General features: G+C 40.0%; 16 protein-coding genes and 1 other RNA gene. 4 read left to right on the top strand and 13 right to left on the bottom strand.

The genetic code is table 11. The features are described from left to right. Positions 1-7: 7 nt before the first annotated feature. The 4 genes from ssrA to ACVAMZ_RS03130 form a co-directional block, all read right to left on the bottom strand. Positions 8-355: a transfer-messenger RNA gene (gene ssrA, locus ACVAMZ_RS03145) on the bottom strand. 60 nt (positions 356-415) lie between these two features. Next, positions 416-1,051: an SGNH/GDSL hydrolase family protein gene (locus ACVAMZ_RS03140; protein ID WP_461685012.1), complete on the bottom strand. Its 636-nt coding sequence runs from the start codon at positions 1,049-1,051 to the stop codon at positions 416-418. 1 nt (position 1,052) lies between these two features. Continuing rightward, the gene (locus ACVAMZ_RS03135; RefSeq protein WP_461685011.1) at positions 1,053-1,880 is read right to left on the bottom strand and encodes an HAD family hydrolase; all 828 of its coding nucleotides are present in this window, start codon (positions 1,878-1,880) and stop codon (positions 1,053-1,055) included. Between the two features lie 24 nt (positions 1,881-1,904). Then, the gene (locus ACVAMZ_RS03130) at positions 1,905-3,224 is read right to left on the bottom strand and encodes a CapA family protein (RefSeq protein WP_461685010.1); all 1,320 of its coding nucleotides are present in this window, start codon (positions 3,222-3,224) and stop codon (positions 1,905-1,907) included. Positions 3,225-3,383: 159 nt separating this feature from the next. On the opposite strand from ACVAMZ_RS03130, the gene def reads away from it, so the two are divergent. Beyond that, complete coding sequence (gene def, locus ACVAMZ_RS03125) at positions 3,384-3,995, top strand: peptide deformylase (protein ID WP_006151109.1); 612 nt, start codon at positions 3,384-3,386, stop codon at positions 3,993-3,995. A gap of 44 nt (positions 3,996-4,039) precedes the next feature. Next, positions 4,040-4,768, top strand: coding sequence for a 23S rRNA (guanosine(2251)-2'-O)-methyltransferase RlmB (gene rlmB / locus ACVAMZ_RS03120; RefSeq protein WP_414258893.1), 729 nt, complete (start codon positions 4,040-4,042; stop codon positions 4,766-4,768). A 32-nt stretch (positions 4,769-4,800) separates the two neighbouring features. On the opposite strand, the gene trxB is transcribed toward rlmB, so the two are convergent. From trxB to ACVAMZ_RS03085, 7 genes are all read right to left on the bottom strand, one after another. Next, positions 4,801-5,712: a thioredoxin-disulfide reductase gene (gene trxB, locus ACVAMZ_RS03115; RefSeq protein WP_461685009.1), complete on the bottom strand. Its 912-nt coding sequence runs from the start codon at positions 5,710-5,712 to the stop codon at positions 4,801-4,803. Positions 5,713-5,777: 65 nt separating this feature from the next. Then, the gene (locus ACVAMZ_RS03110; RefSeq protein ID WP_461685008.1) at positions 5,778-6,002 is read right to left on the bottom strand and encodes a DUF4059 family protein; all 225 of its coding nucleotides are present in this window, start codon (positions 6,000-6,002) and stop codon (positions 5,778-5,780) included. 79 nt (positions 6,003-6,081) lie between these two features. After that, a complete protein-coding gene (locus ACVAMZ_RS03105; protein WP_461685007.1) occupies positions 6,082-6,825 on the bottom strand; it encodes an amino acid ABC transporter ATP-binding protein in 744 nt (247 codons plus the stop codon). Further along, complete coding sequence (locus ACVAMZ_RS03100) at positions 6,825-7,625, bottom strand: amino acid ABC transporter permease (RefSeq protein WP_461685006.1); 801 nt, start codon at positions 7,623-7,625, stop codon at positions 6,825-6,827. The genes ACVAMZ_RS03105 and ACVAMZ_RS03100 overlap by 1 nt, the downstream gene beginning before the upstream one ends. Positions 7,626-7,781: 156 nt before the next feature. Then, positions 7,782-8,138 carry a Spx/MgsR family RNA polymerase-binding regulatory protein gene (locus tag ACVAMZ_RS03095; RefSeq protein ID WP_461685005.1) on the bottom strand — a complete coding sequence of 119 codons (357 nt, stop codon included), beginning with the start codon at positions 8,136-8,138 and terminating at the stop codon, positions 7,782-7,784. Then, positions 8,132-8,662, bottom strand: a complete 531-nt coding sequence (locus ACVAMZ_RS03090) for a methylated-DNA--[protein]-cysteine S-methyltransferase (RefSeq protein ID WP_461685004.1) — start codon at positions 8,660-8,662, stop codon at positions 8,132-8,134. Before ACVAMZ_RS03090 ends, ACVAMZ_RS03095 begins: the two co-directional genes overlap by 7 nt. Then, positions 8,655-9,155, bottom strand: a complete 501-nt coding sequence (locus ACVAMZ_RS03085; protein ID WP_461685170.1) for a GNAT family N-acetyltransferase — start codon at positions 9,153-9,155, stop codon at positions 8,655-8,657. Before ACVAMZ_RS03085 ends, ACVAMZ_RS03090 begins: the two co-directional genes overlap by 8 nt. A 134-nt stretch (positions 9,156-9,289) precedes the next feature. Between ACVAMZ_RS03085 and ACVAMZ_RS03080 the strand changes: the two genes are divergently transcribed. Both ACVAMZ_RS03080 and trhA read left to right on the top strand, forming a co-directional pair. Then, the gene (locus ACVAMZ_RS03080; protein ID WP_004253915.1) at positions 9,290-9,745 is read left to right on the top strand and encodes a DUF1836 domain-containing protein; all 456 of its coding nucleotides are present in this window, start codon (positions 9,290-9,292) and stop codon (positions 9,743-9,745) included. Then, positions 9,735-10,382, top strand: coding sequence for a PAQR family membrane homeostasis protein TrhA (gene trhA / locus ACVAMZ_RS03075; RefSeq protein ID WP_004253913.1), 648 nt, complete (start codon positions 9,735-9,737; stop codon positions 10,380-10,382). Before ACVAMZ_RS03080 ends, trhA begins: the two co-directional genes overlap by 11 nt. A 31-nt stretch (positions 10,383-10,413) precedes the next feature. Here the strand turns inward: trhA and pdxT are convergent, their stop codons facing one another. Continuing rightward, positions 10,414-10,986: a pyridoxal 5'-phosphate synthase glutaminase subunit PdxT gene (pdxT, locus tag ACVAMZ_RS03070; protein WP_004253909.1), complete on the bottom strand. Its 573-nt coding sequence runs from the start codon at positions 10,984-10,986 to the stop codon at positions 10,414-10,416. Then, complete coding sequence (gene pdxS, locus ACVAMZ_RS03065; RefSeq protein ID WP_006153788.1) at positions 10,987-11,862, bottom strand: pyridoxal 5'-phosphate synthase lyase subunit PdxS; 876 nt, start codon at positions 11,860-11,862, stop codon at positions 10,987-10,989. Positions 11,863-11,929: the final 67 nt, after the last annotated feature.

Genomic DNA, 11,929 nt, shown 5'->3' with positions numbered 1-11,929 from the left:
AAAAGAATAATGGAGCCGGTGGGAGTCGAACCCACGTCCAAACACCTGCCAACATATTTGTCTACAACCATAGGTTATGTATTGTTTTAACAGCTCCTTGACACATAACTCAAGCCTAGGAACTGCGAGTCTATCAATCTCTTATCAAACTGCTAGACAAAGTTTGATCGTATCTCGCTAATAATAAGACCTATCATCAGACACGAGCAATCCGAATCGGGTCACGCCTGCTGGTTTTTAGGCAGCTAGAGCGTAAGAAGTGTTATTTTTTGCAGTTATATTTAACTGAGCGTTTACGTCGCCACACGAGTCGCAAAATATGCCTCATAATGCCTGTCGAATCCGTAACGACCCCAAAGACTATAAAGATATTATACCTTATCTAAGTGAAAAAAGCAAAAAAGCAAGTAGATAGCTAGAAAAGACTAGTTTTTAAGGCATCTGATAGGGCCTGATAGCCAGAAACACTGAGGTGAAGCCCATCTGTTGTATAGTCTGATTTGAGTTGACCTTCCTGATCTAGTAGCTCTTCAAAAACAGACACATATTCTACCTGCATATAAGCAGAAGATAGCTCTTGATAGGCTTGGTTCCAGGCCTTTATCTTCTCATTTGTACGAATATAAACGGTATGTTTGTATTCATCACCTTCATGGACCGGCAAAATGGAAACTAGCTTTATCTGTGACAGCGGATAGTCACGAGAAATGGTTTGAATCACACTTTCAAGGTTCCCTAATGCTTGACTCATCGGGACATCTTTCCCAATGTCATTGGTCCCAATCAAAAGCACAATCTGATCCACCGTATCACCATAGAGATGAGCATCTAGGTTATCTAGCAAAAGTCCAGTCTGATAACCACGAATACCTCGGTTCACAATGGTCTTGGCTGTCCCTAGCAATTCCTGCAAGGGATAATACTCAACAATAGAATCACCGATAAAAATGATATTGGGTTCAATTACTGAGATTTGATTAAGTTCACGATACTTGGTTTGGATTTTCTCTTGCTCTTTTAAGAGCCAATTTTCTAATAGTTGTACTGCCAAGTTATTCTCCTTTTTCTAGCCAGTTTTCTAAAACTTGGTAAACACCCGCCTGACTGTTAGCTGGGGCTATTTTTGTAGCTACTTCTTTAACAGACTCTTCTGCATTTTCCATGGCATATGAAATACCTGCCAACTCTAACATTTCAATGTCATTTTCACTATCACCAAAGGCCATGATTTGTTCAGGTTTTAAGTTCCAACGTTTGAGCAATTCTTCTAGGCCCCACGCCTTATGAATCCCGTCCTGTAAGATATCAATACAGCCATATCCACTAGAGACAGCTCGCACATGCCCATCAAATAAGTCATTAATCTCCTGTAAAACCGAATCGGATCGTTCTTCACCAACTACCATACTCATCTTGAGAACACCACCGAAAAGGCTGGAGTCAAATTCATCAACAAAATGCATTCGTTGATAGAGCTTCTCAATCATCTCCGGAGTCATAAATTTATCTAGTTCTGTAAAGACAGTACCTTCCTTTACAAAGCCACCATTCATACCAGTTACGACAAACTGATCCTGACATTCCCTACCTTTAAAATGGTCCAAAGCCCTATCAACCATGGCATCATCCCAAGTTTGTGCTTGAAGCAATTCATCATTTTCAAATATACGAGCACCATTAGCAACTACAAGAACGACTCTTTCTGCTAGATGTCCCAGTAATTGTCTCATACGATGAACTTCATTTCCAGTCGCAATGACAAACCGAACGCCACGGTGGTCCAGCTTATCCAAAATTTTCTCTAAGCGAGGAAGGTCTAGTTGACCTCTTGGATCTAACAAAGTACCATCCATATCTGTTGCAATAATCTTAATTTCCATTGTGTCTCCTTGAGGTTCGAATCACTACCACTTCAAACCTACATGTTCATTCATTTCTTTATAGGCTGTATCAATCCGTTCCTTGGTCGCCTCGTCTAACTGATCACGATATTTCCCACCCTCTATAAAATCTTCCAAGATATAGGTTTGGTATAGATAGAGTGGGTATCCTTCTGGAGAATAACCTCCCTTAGGAGTCCGACTCACCCAGCTTGGATGTGCTTGAGCCGTCTCGATAGTTGTTTTACCAGATTTTTTCTTAATGGTCACATCCATGAGGACTCCACGTTCCGTCCACTTGGCATTTTCAACATCCTGCATGGTTTCAATCCGTTGATTTGAGATAAAATTCCCCATAGAGTAAATGATAAGCTTTTTATCACCGTCTTTTTCAACCGTTTCAGCTGGTTCAACAACGTGAGGGTGACCACCAAAGATAATATCAGCTCCCCAATCAATCATTTTATGATAAAGTTTCTTTTGCTCCTCAGTCGGCTCAATTTGATACTCAACTCCCATCTGAGGCATGATAATTGTAATATCCGCCTCCTTCTCTGCTCGTTCAATTTCAGCCTTCATTTTATCTTCATCTAAGTCTGAAAGATAACGATTATAATCCTCTTGAGAAATGCTTTGTTCAATTCCGTTAAAACCATAGGAATAAGCTAAAAGGGCAACTTTAATCCCATTGACTTCCTTGATGACAATAGGTGCTTTATCTCGTGGTTCATGAGTGTAGACTCCGATTGGTGTCATTCCAGCTTTTTCAATCGCATCTGCGGTTGAAACGACTCCCTCAATTTGAGAATCCAAGATATGATTATGAGCCAAGTCTAGCACTTGATAGCCTGCATCTTTTATAGCGTCCATGACTTCACCAGGTGCATTAAATAAGGGGTAACCTGCAAGATAGTGATCTTTATTTACAGTTCCTTCAAAATCACCAATGACCAAGTCAGCTTGCTTAAGCCAAGGCTTTACGTATTCAAAGTTTTCATGAAAATCGTAGGTGCCATCTGCCTTTTTTGCTGAAATATAAATTATGTCATGATAGAGCAAATCACCATTGGCCATGATCCGAGCACTTGTTTCTTGCTCTGTTGCCGTAGTTTTCTCCTTAGAATCAGCTGTCTGACTTACGACAGTTGTACTACTACTGGTCAATGGAAATCCCTTTAGCCCCTCGGCTAATAAAGTCAAAGCCATTGAGATTGCAACGGCAATCAACAAAACAGCGATAAAGGTTTTATTACTCCATTGGTGATAGTTCCTAAGAAATCGAATCAATTTCCCGACAAGCCGAAAGAGAGGACCATTTTGATTTCTACTACTGCGTTTTTCCATCTTTTTTCTCCTTGCTTTTTGATGCAAGTCTCCTTATCTTATTATACCACAGACAAATATGTATTTCCTTTTATTCTATTATTTTTTAACGGCTTCTGTCACTTTCTTTCTCATCTGTTTTGTGTTATCATGTAATTGTAATGGAAGGAAGGAGAGAACATGTCTGCTATAGAACGTATTACAAAAGCTTCTCATTTAATCGATATGAAAGATATTATTCGCGAGGGCAATCCAACCCTACGTGCTGTTGCTGAGGAGGTCACTTTCCCATTGAGTGATCAAGATATTATCCTCGGTGAGAAAATGATGCAATTTTTGAAACATTCACAAGATCCAGTTATGGCTGAAAAACTTGGACTACGTGGAGGAGTTGGACTTGCAGCACCACAATTGGACATCTCAAAACGCATCATCGCTGTTTTGGTTCCAAATATCACTGAGGATGGTGAAACACCTCAGGAAGCCTATGATTTACAAGCTGTTATGTACAATCCTAAGATTGTTTCACACTCAGTTCAAGATGCTGCTCTAGGCGAGGGAGAAGGTTGTCTATCAGTCGATCGAGCTGTACCTGGTTATGTTATCCGTCATGCTCGAGTGACTGTTGACTACTTTGACAAGGATGGCGAAAAACATCGTATCAAGCTAAAAGGCTACAACTCAATCGTTGTCCAACATGAAATTGACCACTTAAATGGTATTATGTTTTACGATCGAATTAACGAAAAAGATCCCTTTGAAATCAAAGAAGGCCTGCTCATTCTCGAATAAAGAAAATCCCGTTGCAAGACGGGGTTTTATGTTATAATAGAGCCATGAAAACAAATGATATCGTCTATGGCGTTCACGCCGTCACTGAAGCACTTTTAGCAAATACTGGAAATAAACTCTATCTCCAGGATGATTTACGAGGAAAAAACGTAGAAAAAGTTAAGGAACTAGCTACCGAAAAGAAAGTATCCATTTCTTGGACTTCAAAAAAATCTCTTTCCGAAATGACTGAAGGTGCTGTCCACCAAGGTTTTGTTTTACGTGTTTCTGAATTTGCCTATACTGAACTTGAGCAGATTCTTGCAAAGACCCGTCAAGAAGAAAACCCACTACTATTGATTCTCGATGGACTAACTGACCCTCACAACCTAGGTTCTATCCTAAGAACAGCCGATGCAACCAATGTTTCAGGTGTCATTATTCCTAAGCACCGAGCTGTTGGTGTTACTCCTGTCGTTGCTAAAACAGCAACGGGTGCCATCGAACATGTGCCTATCGCTCGCGTGACCAACCTCAGCCAAACCTTGGATAAACTTAAAGAAGAAGGCTTTTGGACATTTGGGACTGATATGAACGGGACTCCTTGCCATAAATGGAACACAAGTGGCAAAGTTGCTCTCATTATCGGAAATGAAGGAAAAGGTATCTCAAGTAACATCAAAAAGCAAGTGGACGAGATGATTACTATTCCAATGAATGGTCACGTACAAAGTCTCAATGCCAGTGTTGCTGCTGCTATTCTTATGTACGAAGTGTTCCGCAATCGATTATAAAAAGTTTCCAATCACTTGATTGGAAACTTTTTTTAACTGTGTTCAGTAATATATTTATAGGCTTCTTGACCTGCAATGGCGCCATCTCCAACTGCTGTTGTAACTTGACGAAGGTCCTTTTGACGAACATCCCCAACTGCAAAGACTCCTGCAACCCTTGTTTTCATATGGTCATCTGTCACAATCCAACCTGATTCATCTTGGATTTGTAAATCCTTTGTAAAATCACTAACTGGATCTAAACCAACGTAGATAAATACGCCACCAAAGGCATGTTCAGTCACTTGATTAGTTTTAACATTTTCAATGACAACTGACTCCACACGGTTTTCACCCTTGATTTCTTTGACAACAGAATCCCAAATGAAGTTGATTTTTTCATTAGCAAAGGCGCGGTCTTGCAAGACTTTTTGAGCACGGAGCTCATCACGACGGTGAACGATGGTTACAGTTTTGGCAAACTGTGTTAAGAAGATTGCTTCCTCAACTGCTGAGTCACCACCACCTACAACTAACAAATCTTGGTCACGGAAAAAGGCTCCGTCACAAACTGCACAGTAAGAAACACCACGGCTATTGAGTTCTTCTTCACCTGGAACTCCCAAGAGACGGTGCTTAGAACCTGTCGCTACAATAACTGTGCGAGTTTCATAAACTTGGTCGTCTGTTATGACTTTTTTAAATTCGCCGTGGTCCTCAACATTTTCAACAAAGCCATAAAGATGCTCAACACCAAGATTTTCAAGAGGTTCAAACATCTTTTCTGCTAACTCAGGTCCACTGATATTGGCGTAACCTGGGTAGTTTTCAATATCAGAAGTGTTATTCATCTGACCACCTGGAAGACCACCTTCAATCAAAGCAACTTTCAGATTACTGCGTGCTGCATACAAGGCTGCAGTCATCCCTGCAGGACCTGCACCGATAATAATCGTATCGTACATTCTCTTTCCTTCTTTCTTGTTGTAACTATTTTTATACTAACGGGTAAAATCTTATTTGACAACTATTAAGCCTTGATAACCAACAAGATGCTCATGGTTGCAAAAGACAATACTGGAATTGTTAGAACTCCAATCATAATCATATCATAGAGATGAGCCTGACGCTCCTTGGCAGTTTTATCCACACCTGACAGGGCTCTAAAACCAATCCAAATCCCTAAGACAACCAAGACTAGTAAAATCGTCAAAACCAAACTCTCTAAATACAAAGCAAATAGCTGAACTAGCATGCTCTCTCTCATTTCTATTATTTTTAAAGAGCAAACCCAGTTAGCTTAGCCAACTGAGTTTTTCTTATCTTCTATTATATCAGATATAGGTCCGTTTGTAACTAGCAAAGAACTCTTTTGTTCTTTCTTCTTTTGGATGGTTAATAATTTCATCAGGAGTTCCAGTCTCGATAATTTTTCCTTTATCCAAGAATAAAACCTTATCAGCCACTTGAGAGACAAAGGACATATCATGACTCACCAAAATCATGGTTTGGCCTGATTTAGCGGCATTGGCGATAGATCTTTCTACCTCACCAACCAATTCTGGGTCCAGTGCTGAAGTTGGTTCATCTAAGAGTAAGACGTCCGGTTTCATAGCCAAAGCACGCGCCAAGGCTACCCGTTGTTTTTGTCCACCTGACAAGTGGCGAGGATAGTGCTGTTGACGATCAGATAGACCAACCTTAGCCAACTCTTCTTTGGCTATCTTAGTCGCTTCTTCATCTGATAGTTTTTTAACTACTACCAAACCTTCCTTGACATTGTCTAAGGCCGTTCTACGCTCAAACAGATTGAACTGTTGGAACACCATCGATAGTTTGCGACGAAGAGTTAGAATTTCCTCTTGGGTAATTTGAGAAAAATCCACTTTGAAATCATCAATCTGAATAGATCCACTATCAGGAGTTTCCAGATAATTTAGGCTACGAAGAAAAGTTGATTTCCCCGCTCCTGAAGAGCCAATAAGAGCAACGACCTCTCCTTTTTGAATATCTAAGTTCAGATGGTCCAAAACAGTCTGACCTGAAAAGGATTTGCTTAAATTTGAGATTTTAATCATTAGCGAAGCTCTCCTTTCACATCTGTCTCAACATTATCTGGTGCTGAAATCGCCATTTTTCTTTCAATGAAACGACCAAGATTTTCAATGGCAATATTTACAACCCAATAAACTAGAGCTACTGAGATGAAACGTTCGAAGTAACGATAGTCCGCACCACCCAATATCTGAGCTTGGGCGAATACTTCTACAACCCCTGCACTAAATGCTAGAGAAGTTCCCTTGGTTAATCCAATGAGGGAGTTAATCAAGGTTGGTGTTGCAACCACTGCTGCATTTGGAATAATCACACGGCGATAAACTTGTGCACGTGTCATCCCAAGACTGCGAGCAGCTTCAATCTCACCAGGATTTACAGAAAGAATGGCTGCACGGATGGTTTCACTAGCATAGGCTGCCTCGTTAAAGGCAAAGGCTACAATCGCAAACGCTGCAGCTGGAATCGCATTGATATTAAATGTAGTTCCCCATTGTTGATTCAATGCTTTAAGTGCCAAAGGAATTCCGTAATAGGTCAACATGAGTTGTACTAAAATAGGAGTTCCTTTTAAGAAACTAACAAAAAAAGCTTGTAATGGATAAAGAATTCTAACGCGATTAATTTTTACAATAGCAAAAAGCAGGGCTAGCATAATTCCAAAAAAAGCACCAAATACTGTCAACATCAAAGTCGTCGGTAATTGCTGTACTATTCTTGGAATCCCATCAAAGACTGAACGCCAACTAAAGAGTTTGCCGTCTGGGATATATTGCATCAAATTTTGATACCAATCAGATGCTAAAATCGTTGTAACATTCATAGAAACATCCTCTCAAGATAATGATTCATTCTATCATACTTATGCTCTAATTAAAAATATTTGCTACGAGCATATCAGATTTCATCTACCTTCTAGTTTATCATACTTTAAAAGTGGGAGGTTATATATTTTATCTATCAAGGAGATAGAAAAAAACTAATTCAAATCCAAGTTATTGTATGTTTTACGATAGCCAATTTGTTTTACAAGACCATTTTCAACTAGTATCGGACGTTTCAATAGCATACCATCACTAGCTAAGAGTTTGGCTGCTTCTTTGTTTGACAATGTCTCAACCTTATCTTTCAATCCGAGTTCACGATATTTTATGCCACTAGTATTGAAAAATTGCTTCAATTCAAATCCCGAAGTTTCGAGCCAGTTTAAAATGACCTTTTCACTCGGAGTCTCTTCAACGATATGAACGTCTTTATATTCTAGTCCAAGTTGATCTAATTCTTTCTTAGCTTTTTTACAAGTTGTACATTTTGGATATTCGATAAATTCTAACATATTTTCTCTTTCTTTTTTTTATTTTCTTGATAACTTGCACCTTCATGATTTAAGAGCCAAGCCTTCTTATCAAGTCCCCAAGCATAGCCTGTCAGACGTCCTCCAGCACCTAGTACACGGTGACAGGGGACAAGAATAGACCAGGGATTGCGCCCTACTGCTCCTCCAATTGCTTGGGCAGAAGCCACTTGCAAGTCCTTAGCTATTTGTCCATAGGTAACAGTCTGTCCAAAAGGAATTCCACGCAAGTAGTTCCAGACTCTTTTTTCAAAGTCGGTTCCAAGGGGAGCCAATGGCAACTCAGACAAGTCTTGAACCTGTCCCTTGAAATAAGCATCTAAACAGCTAGCAATCTGATTTAAAACAGGATGACTGTTTACAACTACTATATCATTTGTCAACAAGCCTCTCTCAAAATGGCTCTGTCCATCAACCCATATTCCAAAGAGATAATGGTCATCTGCAACCAGAGATAAGGTCCCAATCGGAGACTTGTATAACATCTTTGCATACTTTTTAGGCATTTGATTTTAATTTTTGATAGGCCAAGCGTTCCCCGTCTACTGGAACTTTACCAACCTGTTTGAAGCCAAGTTTTTCAAAGATATGCTGCATGGCTATGTTTTTAGCATGCGTATCTGAACGAAAATCTAGGTAATCAAAGCCTTCAATCAAGCCTTCCAAGAAGGTCTGAGCAACACCTTGACCTTGCACATCTCTAGCAACAGCAATACGGTGAAATACTAAGTATTCTGCTTCATTTCCCTCCCAGTTACCATCATAAATTGCTTCATAAGCTTTTTCGGGGCTCTTAGTCACTGCTGCATAGGCTAAGAGATCACCTTCGTCTAGGGCTACATAAGCTTGACCAGAGATGATATCTTCAATAATGGTATCTGCATCTGGGTAGCCGTTTTGCCACTGAGTGCTACCAGCTTCTGCCAAACATTTCTTGGCTCCCTCAATCACTTGTATAATTGCATCAACTTCGTTTGGAAAGGCTAAGCGAATCTCCATCATTTATCCTCTTTTCATACTATTTTCTTTCATCATAGCATAAAATATTTCTTTCTACAAGCACTTGAAACTTGACTTATTATTTCTAATATTTTATAATCTAGTTATTAAAACTAGATAAAAAGGAGTTGAAAATGAATACCACTTTTTCCTATCCAAAATGGGAAGAAATTCCAAGTATCAATCTCTATCTGGACCAGGTTCTGCTCTATGTCAATCAAATCTGTCCTCCAGCTTCTCCTGACAAGGAGAAAGGTTTGACAGCATCCATGGTGAACAACTATGTCAAACACGGTTATATCAGTAAACCTGAAAAGAAAAAATATCAACGCAAACAAATCGCACGATTGATTGCTATTACCACTCTCAAGTCTGTTTTTTCTATCCAAGAAATTGCTCAAACCCTTAATACCCTTCACACAGACACTAATTCAGAAGAACTTTATAATGCTTTTGTGGACTATATGAATGAAGATATTGATCCAGCTAATCCCATTATCCAGGCCAGCTGCCAAACGGTCAAACTCTATCATCAAACACTTGCACTAGTCTATACAGAAACCGAAGAGGAGGAAACAAATGAATACTAGTTTCAAACTTAGTAAACGACTTAGTTTTGGAGAAGAAATTGCCAACAGTGTCACCCATGCTGTAGGAGCATTTATCATGCTCATCCTACTTCCCATTTCATCTACTTACAGTTATGAGGCCCATGGTTTCTTATCGTCTATCGGTGTTTCCATCTTCGTCATCAGCCTCTTTCTCATGTTCTTATCATCAACTATTTATCATTCTATGGCTTATGGTTCAACTCATAAGTACGTGCTTCGTATCATCGACCATTCTATGATTTATGTTGCGATTGCAGGTTCTTATACCCCGGTGGTTTTAACCCTGATGAATAATTGGTTTGGTTATCTCATTATTGCTATCCAATGGGGGACAACTATTTTCGGTATTCTTTATAAAATCTTTGCCAAGAAGGTCAATGAAAAATTCAGTCTCATCCTTTACCTCATCATGGGATGGCTTGTATTGGCTATCTTACCAGCAATCATCAGTCAGACAAGTCCAATGTTTTGGAGTCTTATGGTATCAGGTGGCCTTTGCTATACAGTTGGCGCTGGATTCTACGCTAAAAAGAAACCATACTTCCATATGATTTGGCATCTCTTTATCCTAGCAGCCTCTGCTCTCCAATATATTGCTATTGTTTATTACATGTAAAAAAGAAGTTGGAAAATCCCAACCTCTTTTTTTATTTACACATATTCATAAAGTACTGATGCAAACGAAGATCATTTGTCAATTCAGGATGAAAGGAGGTTACCAGCATACTCTTTTCTTGAGCCGCAACGATTTGATTGTTCACAATCGCTAGAACATCAACACTGTCACCAACACTACTGATAATTGGGCCACGGATAAAGGTCATTGGAATTTTACCAACACCCTTGCAGTCAGCTTCTGTATAAAAGCTTCCTAGCTGACGTCCATAGGCATTGCGCTCTACTACTATGTCCATGGTCGCTAGATGGCTTTCCTCTTGAGAAGTGATTTGTTTTGCTAGCAAAATTAAACCCGCACAAGTTCCAAAGACTGGTAAACCATTGAGAATAGCCTCTCTTAGAGGAATTAGCATCTGCTGATCTCGCAACAGTTTCCCCATGGCCGTTGACTCACCTCCTGGCAAAATCAAACCTGATAGCTCACTTCGATGTTGCTGAAAATCTTCTAGGTTTCGTAGTTCAATACTTTCAACTCCTAGTTGAGCAAGCATTTTCTCGTGTTCTACAAAGGCACCTTGCAAGGCCAAGATTCCGATTTTCATCTATTTTCCTCGCTCTGCCATGAGAATTTGGATTTCATTCTCATTGATACCAACCATGGCTTCTCCTAAGTCTTCCGAGATTTGAGCCAGAATTTGAGGATTCTGATAATTGGTAACAGCCTTGACAATGGCTGCTGCACGTTTAACAGGATCACCTGACTTGAAAATCCCTGAGCCAACAAAGACACCTTCTGCACCTAGCTGCATCATAAGAGCAGCATCCGCTGGTGTTGCAACCCCTCCAGCCGCAAAGTTAACAACAGGTAATTTTCCATGTTCGTGGACATATTGAACTAATTCTACAGGTACTTGGAGTTCTTTTGCAGCAACATATAACTCGTCCTCACGGAGGTTTTGAATGCGGCGAATTTCTTGATTCATCATACGCATATGACGAACCGCCTGAACGATGTCTCCTGTTCCTGGTTCCCCTTTTGTACGAATCATAGAAGCTCCTTCAGCGATACGACGCAAGGCTTCTCCTAGGTCTTTAGCACCACAGACAAAAGGAACTTGAAATTCTTTCTTGTCCACATGGAAACGATCGTCAGCCGGAGATAGAACTTCGCTCTCATCGATATAGTCAATCTCGATAGCTTCTAAAATCTGAGCTTCAACAAAATGCCCAATTCGAACCTTAGCCATAACTGGAATGCTGACCGCTTCTTGGATTTCCTTAATCATCTTTGGATCACTCATACGAGAGACACCTCCCGCTGCACGAATATCAGCTGGGATTCGTTCCAAAGCCATAACTGCTGCCGCACCTGCAGCCTCAGCAATTCTTGCCTGTTCGGGATTTTGAACATCCATGATGACGCCACCCTTAAGCATCTGTGCCAAATTCTTATTTAATTCATAACGATTTTCAGTCATTTTTTTCATCCTCAATAGTTGTATTGGTAGCTACAGTTTTATTGTAAGGTATAAAAGACTGCATAAC

Source organism: Streptococcus sp. KHUD_017 (genome assembly GCF_054861245.1).
This window is presented reverse-complemented; position numbering and strand designations above follow the sequence as displayed.